The following is a 21,623-nucleotide window of genomic DNA, read 5'->3' as shown; positions in this document are numbered from 1 at the left end:
CCTAGCTGACCGGGCGGCCCCGCCAGGACAGCCGGTGCCGCTTGCGCAGATGGTACGACCGCAGCGTCAGCCAACCGAGGACCACGACCGACACGGGGTGTGTCAGCGCGTCAGGCCACCACCGGCCCCCGGTCGCCCGGGCGCTGACCACCCGGCCGGCCACTCCGACCAGGTAGGCGAGGGCCGCGAGGGCGGCCACCGCCGGCGCGCCGGCCAGCAGCGCCGCCAGCGCGATCAGCGGGGGAGCGGGGTAGAGCAGGAGCAGCAGGGCCACCACGACCGCCGCGGCGACCGGGTGGCCGAAAATGGCCGAGAGCGACTTGGCGTAGCCGTCGCGCAGCTGCGGCCAGGTCTCGTACATCCGGCAGGCGGCCAGCCGGGAGCCGTCGGCGAGGGCGATCCGGCCGCCGGACCGCTTGACCGCCCGGGCCAGCTCGATGTCCTCCAGCACCTTGTCGGCGACCGCCGCGTGTCCGCCGGCCCGCAGGTAGCCGGCGCGGTCGACCACCAGGAACTGGCCGCCCGCCGCGGCCAGGGACGGCCGCGGCGAGCGTTCCATCGCCCGCAGCGGCAGGAAGGTCAGCCACAACCACTGCAGCAGCGGCTGCACCAGCCGGTCGGCCACCGTCCGCACCAGGATTTTCGGATACGGCGACAGCAGCGTGGCCCGCGCCGCGCGCAGCTCGGCCACCGCCGCCGCCACCGCGTACGGGCTGAGCACCACGTCGGCGTCGACGAAGGCCAGGACGGTGGCGGCCGGGTCGGTCCGGCTGGCGAGCTGCCAGCAGGCGTACGGCTTGCCCAGCCAGCCCGGCGGCGGGGCGACCCCGGTGAGCAGGGTGAGCCGCTCGTCGTCGCCGGCCACCGCGCGCACCACGTCGGCGGTGCCGTCGGTGGATCCGTCGTCGAGCACGACGATCCGCAGCCGGGGCACCCCCCGTTGGGCGAGCAGCGCCCGCAGGCACGGCTCCACCCGGTCGGCCTCGTCGCGCAGCGGCAGCAGCACCGCGACCGGCTCGGCCACCTCGACCGGCCCGTCGGCGGGGCGGCGCAGCCAGCGGGTGGCGTTCACCCAGGTGTGCACGGTGAGCGCGGCCACGGCGAGGAGCAGGACGAGGACGGCGGTCATGCGGTCGCGTCGACGCCGGGGCGGGGCGCGGGCATCTGCTTGTCGTTCTCCTGCGGACGGGCGCGGAGGAGCACCAGCGCCAGCGGCACGGCGGCCACCGCCATGCCGGCCGCGCCCCAGGCCGCCGAGGCGGGCAGGCGGAGGAAGACCGCGTGGGCCAGCACGCTGGAGAAGTACGTCCAGAGGTACAGCGCGAACATCGGCCCGTCCTGCCGGCCGGTGCGGTCCACGGCCGGCCCGGCCAATGGGCGCAGCGCCGACATCAGCAGCACTGCGAAGAGCAGCCAGCCGAGGTAGTTGCTGACCGGGATGCGGGGCAGGCCGGGCAGCGCGGGGACGGCGTCCCGCCAGACCCAGTAGCCCTCCGCCACCATCTGCGGATCAAGGAAGAGGTCCCAGGCGGCCAGCCCCACCGCGGCCAGCGTGACCCGTCCGACGTGGCGGGTCCACGCGGCCCGGTCGCCCGCCGGCGGCGCGCCGGGTGTGGTCAGCCGGATGGCCGTCAGCCAGGCCGGCCAGGCCATCCACGTCCAGGCGAGCGGGATGATCAGCGGCACCCCGGCCAGCTTCGGGCCCAGCTCACCGGAGTAGTCGTAGCTGCCGAACGGGAAGCCGGTGGCCACCCCGACCGCCTCGATCGCGAACCCGCCGCCGGTGGCCACCGCGACCAGCGCCGCCGCCGTCCGCGCACCGCGGCTGAGCAGGGCGTGGCCCACCGAGAGCAGCCAGCCGAGCACGACGGTGGCCACGGTCAGCCCGGCCCGGGCGGCGCCGGTGGTCAGCGGATAGCAGATCTGGGCGAGGATCAGCACGGCCAGCAGCGCCCAGGGCACTGGCCGTCGGATCACTGCGCGCCCGGTACGGGTGCCGGGGCCGGTTCGGGCGCGGCCAGCGGCAGGTCCCGGCCGAGTACGCCGAACGGCCGCTCGTCGCCCGGGAAGTGGAAGTCGCGCAGGATGTCGACGAAGCCGAACCGCCGGTACAGCCGCCAGGCCCGGGACTTCTGCTCGTCGGCCTCCGGCGTGGAGAGCAGGGTGGTCGTCCCCTCGGCCATGATCAGCAGGGCGCGCAGCTGGCCGGCGCCGAGGCCGTGCCCCTGCGCGGCCGGGCGGACGTGCAACTCCACCACCTCGAAGCAGTGGGTCAGCCAGCGCTTGCGGGCGTCGACGTCCAGCGCCTGGTACACCTGGTCGTGCCACCACTGCCCGGCCGCGCCGACGTAGCCGTACCCGAAGCCGACCAGGTGGCCCTCGGTGGTGAGACTGGCGACGGCCCGGAAGCCGGGGCGGCGGACGTGGGTGGCGATGTAGCCGCGCCGGGCCTCCAGCAGGTCCGCACGGTAGCCCATCGCCTCGCCGTAGACGGCCACCACGTCGTCCAGTCGCCGGACCAGATCGTCCGGCGTCCACCGCACCAACCTCATGCGCGTCCTCTCGCCTGTTCCAGGTCGCCGTCGGCGACCCACCCGAGCACCGTCCGGTCGCCGACCACCTCGCGCACCTCGAACCGCGCGAAGAGTTCCTCCGCGTACCACCCCTCGATCGGGGTCCGCGTGATCGCGGCGCGGTGCTCCGGGTGACGGTACGCGAACGCGACCAGGTCCGCCGGGTCTCGCCATACGCTCACCGTGCCCTGCCAGCCGAGCGGGGCCTCGCCGACGCCGAACCGGGCGAGCAGCCCGGCCGCGGCGGGCAGGGTGGCGGCCACCGGCGGGATCGCCCGCCAGAAGGTGACCGCCCGGCGGGGTCGCAGCCGGGCCCGGGTCAGCGCCAGCAACGGGCCGTCCACCCGGCCGGCGGATGGGTCACCGAACGGCCGGGTGCCGGACCACTCGCCCCGGCTGGTGAGCGGGCGCAGCCCCACCCGCACGGACGACCGGGCGATGCGGGCCCAGGAGCGGCCCACCGGCGAGTCGTCGAAGCCGGCGGCCGCGGCCGGGGAGTCCCAGACCACCAGCGCCGCCCACCGGGTCAGGTCGGCGTCGCCGGGGCCGAAGCCGGTGCCGGTCCCGGTGCCGAGCAGCTTGCCGAACCGGACGCCGGGGGTGCGCCGCAGCCGCCGCGGGTGCAGCGCCATCCGGGCCAGCGCCCGGGGCACCGCCGCCCGGCGGATCCGCCACACGTGCAGGGTGACCAGCTCCGGAGTGTCCGGAGCCGCCTCGCCGACGGCTCGCCGCACCGGGCGGCTGGGCCTGCCGGTTGGCTCGCTCACGCCACCTCGGCGGGCGTCCCGGCGGTGATCCGCAGCAGCTCGGCGTACGTCGTGGGGAAGACCGCCTGCGGCACCCCGCCCGCGGCCCAGACCTCGTCGTACTCGGCGAGCGCGGTGTCGACCAGGGTGCGCAGCGGCTTCGGGTGGCCGACCGGGGCGACGCCGCCGATCACCTGGCCGGTGTGCTCCTTGACGAACTGCGGGGTGGCCCGGCGCAGCCGGGTGACCCCGATGGACGCGGCCAGGCCGGCGGAGTCCACCCGGTGCGCGCCGGAGGTGAGCACCAGCAGCGGCGCGTCGTCCGCGTCGAAGATCAGCGAGTTGGCGATGGCGCCCACGTCGACGCCGAGCGCCGTGGCCGCCGCCACGGCGGTGTGCACCGCCTCGGGCAGCAGGCGGATCTGGCTCGACCCGCCCGAGCCGTCCCGCGCCTCCGCCGCGTCGAGCGCCCGCTGCACCGCCTGCACGTTCGGATGTGGCTGCATGCGGTCATTCTCCCCGGTCCCGGTTCGCCCGCTTCACCCGCCCACGCCGGGCCAGTTCGGGGTGGTGCGGACCCGACCGGCGGCGTCCACCAGCAGGGCGGCGTACCCGTCCAGGGTGGCCAGCCAGTCGAGCGCGTTCGCGGTAGCCGTCGCTGGTGACGGTGGCCCCCGAGACCGTGTCGATGTGGGCGCTCTGCGCCGCCAGCGCCTCCTGCCGCAGCGGCGGCGCTGCCCGCGGCGTCGGCCCACCAGCCGGGGACCGCCGGGAGGCCACGGCGCGGGGATCGCCGGTCGGCGACGGCGGCGGTCACCGGGCGGTCGTTTCGGTACGGCTGACGTTCATGGGTCAACCCTGCGGCGACGATCTCGGTGCCGCCTTTGCCGATGCTGTGCGCCGACTGAGAATCCCGGCCGCCGACGGCGTGTCGCCCCGACCCGCCGGATCGCACGGTGATCGGGCGCCTCGGCGCGTCACACGTTGCATTTTTGTCGGACGGGGGGTGTACTGTCAGGGCAGTTAGAACGAGTGTTCGATTAGGTCGTACGCCCGTTCCAACTTCCCGGGAGGGGTGTTTCGCGGCGCCGGCTTCCGGGCGGTGCGGTTCCGCGGACCGCACCGGGGTTCCGGGCAGTCGCGAGCCCGGTCCCCGTCAGGCAGGATCGTCGTCCGCCGCCCACGACCCCCGGGCGGCGGGCGACGGACCCGCCGGTACGCCGGCCGGGTGTGGGTGTGGGGAAGCGTCCACACCCGGCCGGCCCCCACCACGGTGCGTCTTCCTCCGCACCACCCGCCCCGGGCGCTCGCCGGCGGATCCAATCCGCTCGCGCGGCGCACCCGCCTCGGCCACGTGGAGGAGACAGTCCCATGCCGACCAGTCCGGCTCAGGCACCGACGGTGCCGGCGCACGTGCTGCCGCACCGCACTCCCGCCCAGCTGCTGGCGGTGGCCCGCCACGGGCTGACCGAGGCCGCCCAGACCCGCCCCGACGGACTCCGCTACGCCGCCGCCCACCTCTCGGCGCTGCGCGCCGCCGCCGCCCTGCTCGCCGCCCGCGCCCGCCCCGCCCCCGGCCGGCGCAACCGGATCACCAGCGTCTGGGTCCTGCTCTCCGCCGTCGCCCCCGAGCTCGACGAGTGGGCGCGCTACTTCGCCGCCGGCGCCGGCAAGCGGGCCGCCGCCGAGGCCGGCATCCCCCGGGTGGTCACCGCCCGCGAGGCCGACGACCTGCTTCGCGCCGCCGAGCAGTTCGTGACGGTGGTGGAGACCGCGCTCGGCCTGGCGCATCAACCGTCGCTCGACGGGCTCGCCGCCTGACCCGTGGCGTCCGGCCGCCGGCGGGGAGCCGGGTGGCCGGACGGCGCGCCTGCACTTCTGATCCAGCACAACGACGGGGTTGGTTCCCGTGGCAACACGACAGGGGGTTGGTCCAATGGCGGGCCGCATGGTGGTCGGTTCCGCCGCACTGGCCGGTCTGGTGCGTCCGGCGAGCGCACCCGACCCGGCGGGCGGTCACCGGGTGCTCCCGGTCCTGCCGGAGCTGACCGGGCTGCTGCCCAACCGCGGGCTGCGTCGCGGCAGCACCATCGCGGTCGGCGTCGGACAGCCCCGGCGCAGCGGCGGGACGTCGCTGATCCTGGCGCTGCTCGCCGAGGCGTCCCGGGCGGGCTCGTGGTGCGCCGTGGTCGGGGTCCCCACCTTCGGGGCCGTCGCCGCGGCCGAGGCCGGGATCGCCCTGGACCGCCTCGCCCTGGTGCCGCACCCCGGGCCCGAGTGGCCCACCGTCATCGCCGCACTGATCGACGGGGTGGACGTGGTGGTCACCGCCGTGCCGACCACGGTCTCCGCCTCGGTCGCCAATCGGCTGGCCGCCCGGGCCCGGCAGCGCGGCAGCGTGCTCGTCCCGTACGGCCGGTGGGACGGCGCCGACGTCACGTTGCAGGTGGTCCGGGGCGTCTGGGAGGGGCTCGGGCCGGGCCGGGGACGGCTCCGACGCCGGGAGGTGACCGTCTCGGCGCGCGGGCGCGGCGCGGCCGCCCGACCCAAGGAGATCAAGGTCTGGCTGCCCGGTGACGGGCTCACCCGGGTCATCCCCCGGGCCACCGGGGCGGTCGTCCCGGGTGTCGCCTCCCGGCCGGCGGTCCGCGGCACGGCCACCCCGGCCGCGTCCGGCACGGGTCGGTCTGGTGCCGGGCGGCTCCGCCCGGTGACGCCGGTCGCCTCGGCGGCCCTGGCCACCCCGTCCCGCCGCGGCGCGCTCACCCTGGTCGGTCCGGCATGACCGGTGCGCCGGTGCGGACGCTGCTGCTCTGGTGCCCGGACTGGCCGGTGCTCGCCGCCGAGATCGTCGACGGGGTGCCCGCCACCGACCCGGTCGCGGTGCTGCACGCCAACCGGGTGGTCGCCTGCTCCGAGCGGGCCCGCGCCGAGGGGGTGCGCCGGGGGCTGCGCAAGCGCGAGGCGCAGGGGCGCTGCCCGCAGCTCACCGTCGTCGAGTACGACCCCGGCCGGGACGCCCGGGCGTTCGAGCCGGTGGTCGCCGCCGTCGAGGAGATGGCCGCCGGGGTCGAGGTGGTCCGCCCCGGGGCGTGCGCGCTGGCCGCCCGCGGCCCGAGCCGCTACCTCGGCGGTGAGGAGGCGGCGGCCGAACGGATCATCGAGCACGTCGCCCAGTCCTGTGCGGTGGAGAGCCAGGTCGGCATCGCCGACGGGGTCTTCGCCGCCGGGCTGGCCGCCCGGGACGGGCGGATCGTGCCGCCCGGCGGAACACCGGAGTTCCTGGCCGGGCTGTCGGTCGAGGCGCTCGGCCGCCCGGCCCTGGCCGACCTGCTGCGCCGGCTGGGGGTGCGTACCCTCGGGGACTTCGCCGCGCTGCCCGCCGGTGACGTGCTGGCCCGGTTCGGCTTCGACGGGGCGCTGGCCCACCGGCTCGCCGCCGGACGGGACCACCGGCCGCTCGCCGTCCGGCAGCCCCCGGCCGACCTGGCGGTCACCGCCGACTACGACGAGCCGATCGACCGGGTCGACGCCGCCGCGTTCGCCGCCCGGGCGCTCGCCGAGCAGCTGCACGAGCGGCTGGCCGCGTACGGGCTGGCCTGCACCCGGCTCGGCATCGAGGCGGTCACCGCGCACGGGCAGGAGCTGCACCGGGTCTGGCGGCACGACGGCCTGCTCACCGCCGCGGCCATCGCCGACCGGGTGCGCTGGCAGTTGGACGGCTGGCTCTCCGGCAGCAACGGCCGAGGCGGGGCCCGCCCGTCCCGACCGACCGCCGGCATCATCCGGTTGCGGCTGGTGCCGGACGGGGTGCTCGCCCAGGCCGGCCTGCAACCCGGGTTGTGGGGGGAGACCGGTGCGGAGCGGGAGCGGGCGCACCGCGCGTTGAGCCGGGTGCAGGGCATCCTCGGCCCCGAGGCGGTGGTCACCGCCGTGCTCGGCGGCGGCCGGTCCCCGGCCGACCAGGTGCGGCTCGTGCCGTGGGGCGACGAACGGCTACCCGCCCGCCCCGGCGAACCGCCCCTGCCGGCCGAGCCGTCCTTGTCGGACGGGTCGGCAGCGGCGGGTGGACCGGCGCGGCAGGGTGGGGCGGCCGCGCGGGATGGGCGGGGCCGGTCGGCCGCGGCGGGGCGGTCCGCCGCGCCGCCGCCGTGGCCGGGTCGGCTTCCGCCGCCCGCGCCGGCCGTGGTGCTGCCCACCCCGCTCCTGGCCACCGTGCACGACGCCGCCGGCGAACCGGTCGTGGTCAGCGCCCGGCTGGCGGTGAGCGCCCCGCCCGCCCGGCTGGTCGTCGGCACGGGCCGGCCGGCGGAGATCGTCGGCTGGGCCGGTCCGTGGCCGGTGGACGAGCGCTGGTGGGCGCCGACCGAGGCTCGGCGGCGGGCCCGATTCCAGGTCTGCCTCGCCGACGGCGCCGCCCTCCTGCTGGTGGTCGAGGCCGGCCAGTGGCTGGTGGAGGCGATCTATGACTGAGCCGGTCGGCGTCCCGGCCCGGCTGCTCCACTCCGCGGCGGGTGGGCCGGGCGTGGCTCACTCCGCCGTCGCTGCGTGCCGGCGGCCCCGCACCACCTCGCGGTCGCTCGCGCTGCTGTCCGGCGCGCCGAGGGAACTTCTCCCGGAAAGCGATATACCTGTGAGTCATAAATATGCCTCCCAGGTATATCGCTCAGCGGCCTCCTCGTCGGTGGAGCCGGCCACCACCGGAGCGGCCGGATGAGCTTCCACAACCCGAAGCTGTCCTGGTCGGAGCTGGAGGGGGTGCTCTCCGGCCGACCCGCTGATGGCCGGCCGGGCGGGGGGCGGGCGGACGGCGGGCGGTCACGGGACGAGCGGCACCTGCATGTGGTGGATCCGCTCGCGGTCGACGCCGACGGCGGCGACTCCCCGGCCTGGAGCCGCAAGCGGCAGCACTACCAGCCGCCCGAGCTGCCCCGCCCGGACGGCGTGGTGCCCTACGCCGAGCTGCACGCGCACTCCAACTTCAGTTTCCTCGACGGCGCCAGCCATCCCGAGGAGCTGGCCGAGGAGGCGGCCCGGCTGGGGCTCACCGCGCTCGCCGTCACCGACCACGACGGCTGCTACGGCGTGGTCCGCTTCGCCGAGGCGGCCCGCGCGCTGCACCTGCCGACGATTTTCGGCGCCGAGCTCTCCCTCGGGCTGCCCGGTCCGCAGAACGGCGAGCCCGACCCGCTCGGCCGGCACCTGCTGGTGCTCGCCCACGGGCACGAGGGGTACGCCCGGCTGGCGGCCACGATCTCCCGCGCCCAGCTGCGTGGCGGGGAGAAGGGCCGCCCGGTCTACGGGGAGCTGGAGGAGGTCGCGGCCGAGCTGCGCGACCACGTGCTGGTGCTCACCGGCTGTCGCAAGGGGCACGTGCCGGCCGCCCTGCTCACCGAGGGCGTCGACGCGGCGGCCCGGGAGCTGGACCGGCTGACCGCGCTCTTCGGCGCCGAGACGGTGGCGGTGGAGCTGACCGACCACGGCCACCCGGTCGACGCCGACCGCAACGACGCCCTCGCCGAGCTGGCCGCTTCCGCCGGGCTGCCCACGGTCGCCACCAACAACGTGCACTACGCCACCCCGGGCCGACGCCGGCTGGCCACCACCCTGGCCGCCGTCCGGGCCCGGCGCAGCCTGGACGAGATCGACGGCTGGCTGCCCGCCGCGGCCACCGCCCACCTGCGCAGCGGCGCCGAGATGGCGGCGCGGTTCGCCGCGTACCCGGGGGCGGTGGCCCGGGCCGCCGAGTTCGGCGCGGAGCTCGCGTTCGACCTGCAACTGGTCGCGCCGAAGCTGCCGGCGTACCCGGTGCCGCCCGGGCACACCGAGATGAGCTGGCTGCGCAAGCTCACCATGGACGGCGCCCGGGAGCGGTACGGCCCGCCCGAGGCGCACCCCGAGGCGTACGCGCAGCTCGACCACGAGCTGGCGATGATCGAGGAGCTGGGCTTCCCCGGCTACTTCCTGGTGGTCTACGACATCGTCACGTTCTGCCGGGAGCAGGACATCTACTGCCAGGGCCGGGGCTCGGCGGCCAACTCGGCGGTCTGCTACGCGCTGCGGATCACCAATGTGGACGCGGTCCGGCACCGGCTGCTCTTCGAGCGCTTCCTCGCCCCGGAGCGGGACGGCCCACCGGACATCGACGTGGACATCGAGTCCGACCGCCGGGAGGAGGTGATCCAGCACGTCTACACCCGGTACGGCCGGGAGCACACCGCCCAGGTGGCCAACGTCATCTCCTACCGGCCGCGGTCGGCGGTGCGGGACGTGGCCAAGGCGTTCGGCTTCTCGCCCGGCCAGCAGGACGCCTGGAGCAAGCAGATCGACCGCTGGGGCTCGGTCGCCTCGGTCGACGTGGAGGACATCCCCGAGCAGGTCGTCGCGTACGCCAACGAGCTGCAGACGTTCCCCCGGCACCTGGGCATCCACTCCGGCGGCATGGTGATCTGCGACCGGCCGGTGATCGAGGTCTGCCCGGTGGAGTGGGGGCGGATGCCCGGCCGCAGCGTGCTCCAGTGGGACAAGGACGACTGCGCGGCGGTCGGCCTGGTCAAGTTCGACCTGCTCGGGCTCGGCATGCTCTCCGCGCTGCACTACGGCTACGACATGATCGGGATGAGCCTCGACCTGGGCGACATGACCCTGGACGACCCCGAGGTCTACGACATGCTCTGCCGGGCCGACTCGGTCGGGGTGTTCCAGGTGGAGAGCCGCGCCCAGATGGCCACCCTGCCCCGGCTCAAGCCCCGCTGCTTCTACGACCTGGTGGTGGAGGTGGCGCTGATCCGGCCCGGCCCGATCCAGGGCGGCTCGGTGCACCCGTACATCCGGCGCAAGAACGGCCAGGAGCCGGTGACGTTCCCGCACCCGCTGATGCGCAACGCGCTGGAGAAGACCCTCGGCGTGCCGTTGTTCCAGGAGCAGCTGATGCAGCTCGCGATCGACCTGGCCGGCTTCGACGCGGCCGGGGCCGACCAGCTGCGCCGGGCCATGGGGGCCAAACGCTCGGCCGAGCGGATGGCGCAGATCGCCGACCGGCTCTACGCCGGGATGGCCGAGCGGGGCATCACCGGCGAGTTGGCCGACGATGTCTACCGCAAGCTCACCGCCTTCGCCAGCTACGGCTTCCCGGAGAGCCACGCGATGAGCTTCGCCTACCTGGTCTACGCCAGCTCCTGGCTCAAGCGCTACCACCCGGCGCCGTTCCTGGCCGCCCTGCTCAACGCCCAGCCGATGGGCTTCTACTCGCCGCAGAGCCTGGTCGACGACGCCCGCCGGCACGGCGTCGAGGTGCGCCGCCCGGACATCAACGCCAGCGGCGCGAAGGCGGTGCTGGAATCCACCCCGGAGACCCGGTGGGGCAGCCAGCCGGGGGAGCCGCCGCACGCCTGGGGGCTGGGCGGGCCCGCCGTCCGGCTGGGGCTGGGCAGCGTCCGTACCCTCGGCGAGGACGTGGCCGAGCGGATCGAGGCCGACCGGACGGCGCACGGGCCGTACCGGGACATGCCGGACCTGGCCCGGCGGGTCGGTCTCACCGCCGCGCAGCTCGAGGCGCTGGCCACCGCGGACGCCTTCGCCTGTTTCGGGCTGACCCGGCGGCAGGCGCTCTGGGCCGCCGGCGCGGCGGCCCAGGACCGGCCGGGCCGGCTGCCCGGCACGGTGACCGGCGCGGCCGCGCCCACCCTGCCCGGGATGGAAGCGGTGGACCGGCTGGTCGCCGACGTCTGGGCCACCGGGCTGTCGCCGGAGAGCCACCCGGCGCGGTTCATCCGCGACCGGCTCGACGCCCTGGGCGCGGTGCCGATCGCCCGGCTCGGCCGGGTCGAGCCCGGCCAGCGGATCCGGGTCGGCGGGATCGTCACCCACCGGCAGCGGCCGGCGACCGCGGGCGGGGTCACCTTCCTCAACCTCGAGGACGAGACCGGGATGCTCAACGTCACCTGCTCGCCGGGGCTCTGGCAGCGCTACCGCCGGGTGGCGAAGACCAGCACCGCCCTGGTGGTGCGCGGCCGGTTGCAGCGGCACGAGGGGGTCACCACCCTCACCGCCGACCGGCTCGACGCGATCGAGCCGCCGGTGGCCCCGGCGTCCCGCGACTTCCGCTGACCCGGGACGCGCGCCGACCCGGAACGCGGTCCGCGGACGACCGGGCTCAGCCGGCGAGGCTCGCGAGCGCGGCGCCGGCGCTGCCCAGCAGCCCGACCAGCACGATCCGGCGGAACACCACCGGGTCGATGCGGTGGAACAGCCGGTTTCCCAGCCACCAGCCGAGCGGCACCGCGGGCAGCGCCACGAGGGAGATCCGCACCACGTCGGCGTGCACCTGACCGGCCAGCAGGAACCCCGTCAGCCCGATCAGGCTGGTGCCGGAGAAGGTCGCCGCCAGGGTGGCCCGGAAGGTGCGCGGGTCGTAGCCGAGCGAGTGGAACGCGGCGACCAGAGGTGGCCCGTTCGTCCCGGTGGCGGCGGTGAGCACCCCGACGATGACGCCGATGGCCCCGAGACCGAGCCGTCCGGTGCGGATCCGCGCCCCGGACCAGACCAGCGCGGCGCAGCCGAGCACCACGGCCGCGATCAGCGCGCTCAGCAGCCGCTCCGGCGCGCGCGCGAGGACCAGCAGGCCGGCCGGCAGGCCGAGCAGGGCGGTGGCGGTGAGTGCCCCCGCGACCCGCCACCGGGCGTACGCGCGTTCCCGAACGGCCGCGGTGAGGGTCAGCCCGATGCCGGTCAGCGCCGACACCACCACGGCGGCGCGCGGGTCGACGGCGGCGGCCAGCAACGGCACGGTCACCAGCGCGTACCCGAAGCCGCTGACCGCCTGGGCGAAGGCGCCGAGCAGCACGATGCCGAACGCGCTGAGCAGGATGACCACCCGCCGAGACTGGCGCACCGGAGGGCGGGCGGACAACCGGCCGGCTCGGAGATAACCGACACATGCGGCATCGTTTTACACGATCCATTTGTTTCAGGAGGCGTTCCGGTTTCCGGTACTACGAGGGGAGGAACGATGAGCGAGACGTACCACAGGGTGGCCAACAGCCGGCGGACCCGGCTGGGGGCGGACTGGCACCCGCACCAGTGCGAGGCCCGGGAGTACCCGGTGACCGACGGGCCGGTGGCCAACGCCCGGCGGTCCCGCGCCGAGCAGGACCCCGAGGGCGGGGCCGAGGCCTGAGCACCACGCGCATCGCCACCACCGGCCGCAATGGGTGAGTGGCGCGGGTGACTAGGCTCGACCGGGTGGAGCAGACGCGAACGTTGACCCCCCGTACCGCCGTCATCTGGTCGGTGCTCCGGGCCGAGCTCGACCGCCGCGCCGGCGAGCGACTGACCGTGCTCGACGTCGGCGGCGGGACCGGCGGTTTCGCGGTCCCACTCGCCGAGGCCGGCCACCGGGTCACCGTGGTCGACGCCAGCCCCGACGCGCTCGCCGCGCTGACCCGCCGGGCCGCGGAGGCCGGGGTCGCCGATCGGGTACGCGCGCTGCAGGGCGACGCCGACGCGCTCGCCGGGCTGGTCGAGCCGGCCAGCGTCGACCTGGCCCTCTGCCACTCCGTCCTGGAGGTCGTCGACGATCCCGCCCCGGTGGTCTCCGCGCTGGCCGCGGCGCTGCGCCCCGGTGGGGCGGCCAGCGTCCTGGTCGCCGGCCGGGCCGGCGCGGTGCTCGGCCGGGCGATGAACGGCCACCTCGACGTGGCCGCCGCGCTCGCCGCCGACCCGCACGGCAGCACCGGGCCCCGGGACACCCTGCGCCGGCGCTACGACGCGGACCGCGCCGCCGCGCTGCTGACCGGCGCCGGGCTCACGGTCGAGGAGATCCACGGGGTACGCGTCCTCGCCGACCTGCTCCCCGCGGCCGTGGCGGACGGCCAGCCGGCCGCCCTGATCGAGCTGGAACGGGCCCTGGCCGCCCGGTCGCCGTACCGGGACCTCGCCGCCCAGCTGCACCTCTTCGCCCGCCGCCCGGCGTGACCGCGGTGTCGGTCGGGCCGTTCGAGCCGGTCGCCCCGCGCTACGGCGGGGGCAGCCTGGCCGACCTCCTACCCAGCGCGCTGGCCGTGCTCGGCGTCGCCGGCGCCGTCGACCTGCTCGGCCTCGGGCCGCGGCTGGCCGGGGTACGCCGGATCGCCGTGCTGCTGGTCGACGGGCTCGGCTGGTACCAGATCCCCACCGCCGCCCCGTACGCGCCGACCCTGGCCGGCCTCGCCGCCACCGTCGGCACGCCGCTGACCTCCGGCTTCCCCTCCACCACCCCGACCAGCCTGGTCACCCTGGGCGCCGGTGCCCCGGCCGGGGCGCACGGAGTGCTGGGGTTCAAGGTCCGGGTCCCCGACACCGACCGGGTGCTCAGCCACATCGAGTGGGCCGACGACCCGGAGCCGCTGCGCTGGCAGCCGGTGCCCACCCAGTACGAGCGGGCCCGGGCCGCCGGCGTCGCGGTCACCGTGGTCAGCCGTCCCGAGTACGGCGGCAGCGGCCTCACCCTGGCCGCCAACCGCGGCGGCGACTACCGGGGCGCCTCGGACGTCGACGCGCTCGCCGTGCAGATGCTCACCGCGCTGGCCGCCGGCACCGGCCCGACCCTGGTCTCCGGCTACCACCCCGACCTGGACCGGCACGGCCACCTCTCCGGGGTCGACTCGGCGCCCTGGCGGCTCGCCGCCGCCGAGGTGGACCGGCTGCTCGCCCGGCTGGTCGACGGGCTGCCGCCGGACGCCGCGCTGCTGGTCACCGCCGACCACGGTCAGCTCAACGTGCCGCAGGCGCACCGGTTCGACCTGGACACCGACCCGCGCCTGGGGGCCGGGGTGCGGGTGGTGGCCGGCGAGCCCCGGGTCCGCTACCTGCACGTCGAGCCGGGCGCGGTCGCCGACGTGGTGGCCGCCTGGTCGGCGGTGCTGGGCGACGCCGCGTGGGTGGCCACCCGGGACGAGGCGGTGGCCACCGGTTGGTTCGGGCCGGTGCCCGAGGAGCACCTGCGCCGGATCGGCGACGTGGTGGTGGTCTGCCGCGGCACGTACGCGGTGGTGGCCACCCGGTCGGAGAGGCCGATGGAGTCGCGGCTGGTGGCGTACCACGGCGCGGACACGGCGGCCGAGATGACCATCCCGCTGCTGGTCGTCCGGGGCTGACCGGCTCGGCTGGCTGCCGCTCGTCGCGCTGCCGGCTGCTGCTTGTCGGGTCGGGCGCGGGCCGGGTTGTCGGACCGGGCGGCTAGCCTGCCGGCATGGGCCGCAGCCAGTCGTTGCCCCGGGGCGGGGATCCGCGCTTCGGGCCGGACGCCGACGACACCGGCTGCCACATCCTGCACGTCGACATGGACGCCTTCTTCGCCTCGGTCGAGGTGCGTCGCCGTCCCGAGCTGCGCGGCCGGCCCGTCGTGGTCGGCGGGATCGGGCCGCGCGGCGTGGTCAGCTCCGCCAGCTACGAGGCCCGCCGGTACGGCGTCCGCAGCGCCATGCCCACCGCCCAGGCCCGGGCGCTCTGCCCGCACGCGGTCTACCTGCCTCCCGACTTCGGGCCGTACTCGGCGGCCTCCAAGGCGGTGATGCAGATCTTCCGCGACGTCACCCCGCTGGTCGAGCCGCTCTCCCTGGACGAGGCCTTCCTCGACGTGGCCGGCGCCCGCCGGCTCTTCGGGCCGCCGGCCCAGATCGCCCGGCTGATCCGCCGCCGGGTCGCCGAGGAGCAGGGGCTGACCTGCTCGGTCGGGGTGGCGCCGAGCAAGTTCGTGGCCAAGCTGGGCTCCACCCGGGCCAAGCCGGACGGCCTGCTCGTGGTGCCGGCCAGCCGGGTGCTCGACTTCCTGCACCCGCTGCCGGTCGCGGCGCTGTGGGGGGTGGGGGAGCGCTCCGCCGAGGCGCTGCGCCGCCTCGGCCTGAACACCGTCGGCGACCTGGCCGAGGCGCCCTTCGGCATGCTGCGCCGGGCGGTCGGTGAGGCGCCCGCCACGCACCTGCACGAGCTGGCCTGGGGGCGGGACCCGCGCCGGGTCAGCCCGGAGCACGTGGAGAAGTCGATCGGCGCGGAGGTGACGTTCGACGTCGACGTGGCCGACCCGCTGGAGATCCGCCGGGCAATGCTCGCCCTGGCCGAGAAGGTCGGCGCCCGGCTGCGCCGGGCCGGGCAGGTGGGGCGGACGGTGTCGCTCAAGGTCCGGCTGGCCGACTTCCGCACCGTCAACCGCTCCCGCACCCTGCCGGTGCCGACCGACACCGCCCGGGAGATCTTCGATACGGCCTGGGCGCTCTGGACCGTCCTCGACCCGGGGGAGCGGATCCGCCTGGTCGGCGTACGGGTGGAGGGGCTGGCCGCCGCCGGGGAGACGCCGCGCCAGCTCACCCTGGGCGCTCCCGAGCGCGGCTGGCGGGAGGCCGAGGCGGCCGCGGACGCCGCCGCTGCCCGATTCGGGCGGTCCGTCATAGGTCCGGCCAGTCTTCTCGGCAAGCGTGATCCGCATCGAAGGGAAAATCCGACCCGCCCCTAGGTCGTCCCGCTTTCCGACGCGCGAGCCCCCTCGTAGACTTGCGGGTAAGCAGCCGAATGGCTGCCACGGTCTGTCGGCCCGACCGGGCCGACCAACGTGACCGGGGAGGAGTGCCGTGCCGCTCTCGGAGCACGAGCAGCGGCTGTTCGAGCAGATCGAGCGGTCGCTTGCCGAGGACCCCAAATTCGCCTCGGCCGTGCGCGCCAGCGACCCGCGTTTCCACGCGCGGCGTCGCCTGCTCGTCGCTGCCGGCGTGGTCATCGCTGGTCTGGCCCTGTTGGTCTACGGGGTCGTGATCACCACCCCGCTGCTGTCGGTGGCGGGTTTCGTTGTCATGCTGGCCTCGCTGGGCTACGCGGTGCAGTCGCATCGCCGCTCCCAGTCGCCCGACCTGCACGTGGTGGGCGGCACGACGAGTCGCCGTCGTCCCCGCGGTCGTACGGGTCGCCGGGGATCATTCCTCGAACGGTTGGAGGACCGGTGGCGGCAGCGCCCGGAGGGGCACCGCTGACCACGTCCCACCCCTGATTCGGGGCCGCGACGGCGCGTCGCCGGAGTCATAGTCCGGCGAGCGTGGTCGCATCACCATGCCTGTTGCTCCCACGCTGCCGGGTCTGCGGCGTCGGCCAAGATCGCACTGTTCGCAGGAAGTGGTGGCCTCGTGGAATCGAGGCCGCCACTTCTTCCCGCAAGTAGCGCGATCTTGCTCGGCACGCCCCCGTCCGCCGGCAACGCGGGAGGCGCCGGCGGACGGCTGGGCCGGATCAGCGGGCCAGGAGGCGGCGCGGGTCCCACCGGAGCAGGCTGCCTCGGAGCCGGCTGGTGGTGACGACCAGGCGGGCCGACGTGTCCGACAGGGCGGCCCGCCAGCGCAGCAGCACCGACGGCGGCAGCACGGCCGCGAGCAGGCGGGTGCGTCGGTCGGCCTGGGCCGCCAGCGCCCCGCGCACCCTCCGTAGCGCCGGGTGCAGCTCTTCGCCGGTGAGCGGATCGCGGGCGTAGCGGGCCCGCTCCTCGGCGCGGCCGAGCAGCCGGACCGCCGTGGCGGCGTCAGCATCCTCGGTGAGCGTCTCCCGGACCAGGCGGGCGGCCGTCGCCCGGGGCGTCTCCGTGCGATCGACGCGTACCCGGAAGTCGATCAGCGTGTCCAGCAGCTCGTCCCAGGCGGCGTGCGCGTCCGCGCGGGCCCGGTCCGCCGCCACGCCGACCACCACCTCGCGTGCCCCGCCGGGCGTGTCCGGGGCGGGGTCCATGGTGGCGGCCGCCGGTGCGGCCGTCCGGCTGCCCCGACGGCGGCGCAGCGCGGCCCGGCGCAGCGCCGGCGCGGCGAGCAGCGCCAGCAGGGCGAGCGCTCCCGCCGTCCACCATGGCCAGACCGGGGCCTGCCGGGTCGGGCCGCCGCCGTCGATACTGAGGCCGGCGTCGATCTCCTTGTCCATGCGGTCCGGCCCCTCTGGGCCGGCCGAGGGGTCGACCCCGCCGGGGGCGGACGCGCCGCTCGGCAATGGGGTGGGCTCCTCGGGAGCGTCGACGTCCGGGGCCCAGGCCGATCGGACCGACCCCTGGATGCTCGCCGCCGGGGTGGCGTCGAACGGCACCCAGCCGATCTCGGCGAAGTAGACCTCGGTCCAGGCGTGCAGGTTCCGGTTGGTCAGCACGTACGTGCCGCCGCTGGAGTTGCTGCCGTTGGTGAAGCCGAACGCCACCCGCGCCGGGATGCCCGCCGCCCGGACCAGCCACGCCATCGCGGCGGCGTACTGCTGGCAGAAGCCCACCCTGCCGGTGAGGAAGTCGGTGATGTCATCCCCGCTGGTGCCGCCCCGGGTGGAGAGCGAGTACCTGAACTCGTTCTCGACGGAGAAGAAGTCGTAGATCGCCCGGACCTTGTCGTAGTCGTTCTGCTTGCCCTTGATCAGGTCCTTGACCAGCTTCTCGACCGCCACCACCGTCGGGGTCCAGGTCAGCTGCTGGCGCAGCACCGGGTCGTCCGCCGGCAGGGACGGCGCCGCGCGCAGCGCCGCCGGGTTGTACGTCGAGCGGACGTAGTCGAACGCGTAACGCTTGCCCCGGGAGTTGTCCCGGTTGGAGAAGACGATCTGGCGGTTCGCGTCATAGAACCAGCTGCCGCTCAGGTCCTCGGTCTTCACCGGCTCGGCGTAGACCGGCAGCAGTGGCATGTTGAGGTTCTTCGTCACCTCGATGGTGGCGCGGTAACGCTGCCGGTCGACGCCCCGGACGCTCCGCTCCGTCGGGTCCGGCAGGCCCCGGTTGACGGGCCGTCCGCTCGGGGCCCGGACCCGGAAGCCATCCGGCCGCAGCTCGTCGGCCACCCCGAAGCGCAGGTAGAAGGGGGCCGGCTCGTTGGTGGTGACCTTGACCAGCTCGGTCACCTCGGACTGGTTGAGCTGCCCGCTGAGCGCGGCGAAGAGGTCGATCCGTCCCTGGCTGCCGCCCTGGCCGGGTCGCCCGGTGCCGTCGCCCGTCCCGGAGCCGACCGTGTCCATCAGGCCGCCGGTCATCCCCGGCACGGCCAGCGGCAGGGCCACCGCCAGTGCCACGCCGACCACCGCCAGCCGCCGGCCCGCCGCGGCCAGCGGGGAGGCTTCCCAGACGTCGACGTCCCGGCCCTCGCCGGTGAACCGGCGGCCGAACCGGCGTACCCGGTCGACGTTGTCGGTGACCAGCAGCCAGAGGTAACCGCAGGCGCCGAAGATGAACGGCGTCGCGGGGACGCTGTCCACGTAGACCGCCACCGGCACCGAGTAGATCGCCAGCATCGGCAGGCCGGCCAGCGCCGGGCGGCGCAGTCCCACGGCGAGCACGTCGACCAGCACCGCGACCCCGCCGATGCCGAGCACCGTGAGGAACAGCAGCGAGTCGACGTCCGGCACCTCCACGCCGTACGACCGCATGTCCGCCACCGACGCGCCGAGCAGCTCACCGAAGTGGGCGAGGGTGCCCGGGCTCGGCAGGAACGCGAGCAGCTCGGTGCCGGCCGGGAAGATCCAGGTCAGCGCGAGCAGGAGACCGGCGAGCATGGCCAGGACCTGGCCCCACAGCGGCGCCCGGACCACGCGGCTCAGGGCCGCCGCGCCGGCCACCACGGCCACCGCGATGGCCGCCTGGATCAGCCACGTCCAGCGCTCGAAGATGGCCGACAGCGGCGCCGCGGCCAGCAGGGTCGCGGCGGCGGCGACGAAACCGAGGTTCCGGTGCGCGGTTGTCACGAGGTCACCCTTCCGGTCATCGCACCCCTCCGGCCACCGTCTCGGCGAGCGCGGCGCGCAGCGCGAAGCCCTGCGAGCCGCGGGCCGCCTGCGGCCACAGCACCGGCAGCCGGCTGCCGTGGTCCACCCCGATCACCCGCCAGCCGCTCTGCAGCAGGGCGAGCGCGGCGGCGCCGTGCGCCTGTTCCGCCTCGGCCCGGGCCTTCGGTGGGAGGGTGAGCCAGGTGGAGCTGTCCAGCAGGAACCCGACGCAGGTCGCGCCGTTGCCGCGCAGCCCGGCCAGCAGCTCGGCCTCGGCGCTGCTCAGCGTGCCGAACAGGGCGATGATCAGCCCGCCGTCGGCCCGCTGCCGGACGCTCTCCACCAGCGTGCCGATCTCGCCCCGCTTGTCCAACCGGACCTCGGCGAGGTGGTCGAGGAGCAGCCCCTCCCCGGCCCCCTCGGTCGCGTCCACGTCCGCGCCGGAGCCGGTGACCAGGCGCAGCTTGTAGCCGGCCTGGCGCAGGTGCACGGCGATGCTGGCCGCGGCGGAAACCGCCCACTCGAAGCTCGCCGTCGGGCCGTCGCCGCGGTGACCGAAGGTGCGGGTGTCCAGCACGACCGTGGCCCGGCTCTCCCAGGGCTGCTCCTCGCGGCGCACCATCAGCTCGCCGGTGCGCGCGGTCGACTTCCAGTGCACCCGGCGCAGGTCGTCGCCCGTCCGGTATTCCCTCGTGGCGGCGTCGTTCTCGCCGTGCACGGCGACCGAGCGGGCCCGGCTGTCGCCGCTGCCGGCGTACTCGCCGGGCAGGCGGACCGAGGGCAGCGGGGTGACCTGCGGGATGACCGTGAGGTGGTCGGTGCTGGGGAAGGCGCGGCTGAGCTCGCAGAGCCCGAACGGGTCGGTCAGCCGGACCACCAGCGGGCCCACCTCGTACCGGCCGCGCACGTCGGCCCGCACCGTGTACGCCACCGAGCTCGCCTGGTGCGCGCCGAGCCGTTCCAGCACCACCCGGGGGCGGCTGCCGAGCGCGTACGGCAACCGGTCCTCCAGCAGCAGCGTGCCGGTGGGCAGCCGGGACAGGTTCTGCAGCCGCAGCACCACCCGGGAGCTGGCCCCGACCGGCACCCGGTGCGGCTCCAGCGCGCGGTTGCAGGCGAGCTTGTAGCGGCTGCGCCCGACGTACGCCGCCGCGAGCAGCGGCAGGATGGCGAGCAGCACGGCCACCCGGAGCAGGTCCTTCTCCCCGAGGATGCCGGCGGAGACCGCCGCGGCGGCCGCGGCCGCCAGGAACGAGCGGCCGCGGGTGGTCAGTCCGCGCAACCCGTCGCGCACGTCACGGCCTCCGGGGCTCGTACGGCCCGCGGCCCTTGCCGGGGGCGGGCCGGGTGTCGTACGGCGAGCGCTTGCGCTCGTGCGGCAGCGGCAGCCGGTGCACCAGCTCGGCGACGATGGCGTCGGTGGTGCGCCGGGCGAGCTGCGCGTCGGCGGTCGGGATGATCCGGTGCGCCAGCACGGGCACCGCGAGGGCCTGCAGGTCGTCGGGAAGGACGTAGTCCCGCCCCTCCAGTGCGGCCACCGCGCGGGCGGTGCGCAGCAGCTGGAGGGTGGCCCGGGGGGAGGCGCCGAGGCGCAGGTCGAGGGATTCCCGGGTGGCGGTGACCAGGTCGATCGCGTACTGCTTGACGGCGTCGGCGACGTGCACCTGCCGGACGGTGGCGATGAGCTGGCGGACGATGGCCGCGTCGGAGACCGGGCGCAGCTCGTTCAGTGGGTCGGTGGCGCCGTGACCGTCCAGCATGGCCAGCTCGGCGCCGGCGTCCGGGTAACCCATCGCGATCCGGGCGGTGAACCGGTCGCGCTGCGCCTCCGGGAGCGGGTAGGTCCCCTCCATCTCGATCGGGTTCTGCGTCGCGATCACCATGAACGGGGTCTGCAGCTGGTAGGTCACGCCATCGACGGTGACCTGCCGCTCCTCCATGCACTCCAGCAGGGCGGACTGGGTCTTCGGCGACGCCCGGTTGATCTCGTCGCCCACCACCAGGTTGGCGAAGACCGCGCCGGGGCGGAACTCGAAGTCGTGCGTCTCCTGGTTGTAGACGCTGACCCCGGTGACGTCGCTGGGCAGCAGGTCGGGGGTGAACTGGATGCGGCGGACCGAGCAGTCGATCGAGCGGGCCAGGGCCTTGGCCAGCTTGGTCTTGCCGACGCCGGGCACGTCCTCGATGAGCAGGTGGCCCTCGGCGAGCAGGACGGCGAGGGCGAGCCGGACCGTGGCGGTCTTGCCCTCGATGACCTGCTCGATGTTGGCCACGATGGCCTCGCTGGCGGCGCGGAACTCGTCGTGCGGCAGCAGACCGCCCACCTCGTCCCAGGTCTGTTGTGTCACGGGCACTCCTCCTCGTCGCCTGGACGGCAGCTCTGAATAGAGCACCTGGACCCGCCGTTGGGTTCGCGTCGGCCGAGCCTCGTCTGCCGCAAAAATCTCACTGTTCTCAGGCTAACCATGTTTGTCGTTGTCGCCGACCCCCGCAGGCGGTCGGTCGGTTACGCCCGGAATATTCGCCGGACCGGGGGACGCGTGGCCGTGTCGCGCGCGGGTAACCA

General features: G+C 75.6%; 18 protein-coding genes. 9 read left to right on the top strand and 9 right to left on the bottom strand.

The window, feature by feature from the left end:
- Window position 1 precedes the first annotated feature (1 nt).
- The 5 genes from GA0070624_RS29310 to GA0070624_RS29290 are packed head-to-tail and all read right to left on the bottom strand — an operon-like array spanning window position 2 to window position 3,825.
- Complete coding sequence (locus GA0070624_RS29310; protein ID WP_091346239.1) at window positions 2–1,129, bottom strand: glycosyltransferase family 2 protein; 1,128 nt, start codon at window positions 1,127–1,129, stop codon at window positions 2–4.
- The gene (locus GA0070624_RS29305) at window positions 1,126–1,974 is read right to left on the bottom strand and encodes a carotenoid biosynthesis protein (RefSeq protein WP_091350053.1); all 849 of its coding nucleotides are present in this window, start codon (window positions 1,972–1,974) and stop codon (window positions 1,126–1,128) included. The genes GA0070624_RS29310 and GA0070624_RS29305 overlap by 4 nt, the downstream gene beginning before the upstream one ends.
- Window positions 1,974–2,552, bottom strand: a complete 579-nt coding sequence (locus tag GA0070624_RS29300) for a GNAT family N-acetyltransferase (RefSeq protein WP_091346236.1) — start codon at window positions 2,550–2,552, stop codon at window positions 1,974–1,976. The genes GA0070624_RS29305 and GA0070624_RS29300 overlap by 1 nt, the downstream gene beginning before the upstream one ends.
- The gene (locus tag GA0070624_RS29295; protein WP_091350047.1) at window positions 2,549–3,307 is read right to left on the bottom strand and encodes a monooxygenase; all 759 of its coding nucleotides are present in this window, start codon (window positions 3,305–3,307) and stop codon (window positions 2,549–2,551) included. The genes GA0070624_RS29300 and GA0070624_RS29295 overlap by 4 nt, the downstream gene beginning before the upstream one ends.
- Before the next feature lie 29 nt (window positions 3,308–3,336).
- On the bottom strand, window positions 3,337–3,825 hold the full coding sequence (locus GA0070624_RS29290) for a YbaK/EbsC family protein (RefSeq protein WP_091346234.1): 489 nt from the start codon (window positions 3,823–3,825) through the stop codon (window positions 3,337–3,339).
- Between the two features lie 865 nt (window positions 3,826–4,690).
- Here GA0070624_RS29290 and GA0070624_RS29280 point away from each other — a divergent pair.
- The 4 genes from GA0070624_RS29280 to GA0070624_RS29265 all read left to right on the top strand — a co-directional run bounded on the left by GA0070624_RS29280 (window position 4,691) and on the right by GA0070624_RS29265 (window position 11,428).
- A complete protein-coding gene (locus GA0070624_RS29280; RefSeq protein WP_091346232.1) occupies window positions 4,691–5,140 on the top strand; it encodes an SAV_6107 family HEPN domain-containing protein in 450 nt (149 codons plus the stop codon).
- Between the two features lie 115 nt (window positions 5,141–5,255).
- Window positions 5,256–6,104, top strand: coding sequence for a hypothetical protein (locus tag GA0070624_RS29275; RefSeq protein WP_091346230.1), 849 nt, complete (start codon window positions 5,256–5,258; stop codon window positions 6,102–6,104).
- A complete protein-coding gene (locus GA0070624_RS29270; RefSeq protein ID WP_091346227.1) occupies window positions 6,101–7,792 on the top strand; it encodes a DNA polymerase Y family protein in 1,692 nt (563 codons plus the stop codon). The genes GA0070624_RS29275 and GA0070624_RS29270 overlap by 4 nt, the downstream gene beginning before the upstream one ends.
- Window positions 7,793–8,032: 240 nt before the next feature.
- Entirely contained in the window at window positions 8,033–11,428 is a 3,396-nt protein-coding gene (locus tag GA0070624_RS29265) for an error-prone DNA polymerase (protein ID WP_091346225.1), read from the top strand.
- 46 nt (window positions 11,429–11,474) lie between these two features.
- On the opposite strand, the gene GA0070624_RS29260 is transcribed toward GA0070624_RS29265, so the two are convergent.
- Window positions 11,475–12,194 (bottom strand): sulfite exporter TauE/SafE family protein, encoded by a 720-nt coding sequence (locus GA0070624_RS29260; RefSeq protein ID WP_176731923.1) that lies wholly within the window; start codon window positions 12,192–12,194, stop codon window positions 11,475–11,477.
- Window positions 12,195–12,329: 135 nt separating this feature from the next.
- Between GA0070624_RS29260 and GA0070624_RS35090 the strand changes: the two genes are divergently transcribed.
- The 5 genes from GA0070624_RS35090 (at window position 12,330) to GA0070624_RS29240 (ending at window position 16,320) form a co-directional block, all read left to right on the top strand.
- Window positions 12,330–12,497: a hypothetical protein gene (locus GA0070624_RS35090; protein ID WP_176731922.1), complete on the top strand. Its 168-nt coding sequence runs from the start codon at window positions 12,330–12,332 to the stop codon at window positions 12,495–12,497.
- Window positions 12,498–12,544: 47 nt separating this feature from the next.
- The gene (locus GA0070624_RS29255; RefSeq protein WP_176731921.1) at window positions 12,545–13,294 is read left to right on the top strand and encodes a methyltransferase domain-containing protein; all 750 of its coding nucleotides are present in this window, start codon (window positions 12,545–12,547) and stop codon (window positions 13,292–13,294) included.
- Entirely contained in the window at window positions 13,291–14,454 is a 1,164-nt protein-coding gene (locus GA0070624_RS29250) for an alkaline phosphatase family protein (RefSeq protein WP_091346220.1), read from the top strand. Before GA0070624_RS29255 ends, GA0070624_RS29250 begins: the two co-directional genes overlap by 4 nt.
- A gap of 95 nt (window positions 14,455–14,549) precedes the next feature.
- On the top strand, window positions 14,550–15,809 hold the full coding sequence (locus GA0070624_RS29245; protein WP_091346219.1) for a DNA polymerase IV: 1,260 nt from the start codon (window positions 14,550–14,552) through the stop codon (window positions 15,807–15,809).
- A gap of 115 nt (window positions 15,810–15,924) precedes the next feature.
- A complete protein-coding gene (locus GA0070624_RS29240; protein ID WP_091346217.1) occupies window positions 15,925–16,320 on the top strand; it encodes a DUF3040 domain-containing protein in 396 nt (131 codons plus the stop codon).
- A gap of 253 nt (window positions 16,321–16,573) precedes the next feature.
- Here the strand turns inward: GA0070624_RS29240 and GA0070624_RS29235 are convergent, their stop codons facing one another.
- Genes GA0070624_RS29235 through GA0070624_RS29225 form a run of 3 tightly spaced genes read right to left on the bottom strand, consistent with a single transcriptional unit; the run spans window position 16,574 to window position 21,405 of the window.
- Window positions 16,574–19,036 carry a transglutaminase TgpA family protein gene (locus GA0070624_RS29235; RefSeq protein ID WP_091346215.1) on the bottom strand — a complete coding sequence of 821 codons (2,463 nt, stop codon included), beginning with the start codon at window positions 19,034–19,036 and terminating at the stop codon, window positions 16,574–16,576.
- Window positions 19,037–19,052: 16 nt separating this feature from the next.
- Window positions 19,053–20,351 carry a DUF58 domain-containing protein gene (locus GA0070624_RS29230; RefSeq protein WP_091346213.1) on the bottom strand — a complete coding sequence of 433 codons (1,299 nt, stop codon included), beginning with the start codon at window positions 20,349–20,351 and terminating at the stop codon, window positions 19,053–19,055.
- Between the two features lies 1 nt (window position 20,352).
- Window positions 20,353–21,405: an AAA family ATPase gene (locus GA0070624_RS29225; protein ID WP_091346211.1), complete on the bottom strand. Its 1,053-nt coding sequence runs from the start codon at window positions 21,403–21,405 to the stop codon at window positions 20,353–20,355.
- Between the last annotated feature and the right edge of the window lie 218 nt (window positions 21,406–21,623).

It is taken from the genome of Micromonospora rhizosphaerae (genome assembly GCF_900091465.1).
GTDB classification, from domain to species: domain Bacteria; phylum Actinomycetota; class Actinomycetes; order Mycobacteriales; family Micromonosporaceae; genus Micromonospora; species Micromonospora rhizosphaerae.
The sequence above is the reverse complement of the archived record's forward strand: the minus strand, read 5'-3'. Positions and strand labels throughout refer to the sequence as shown.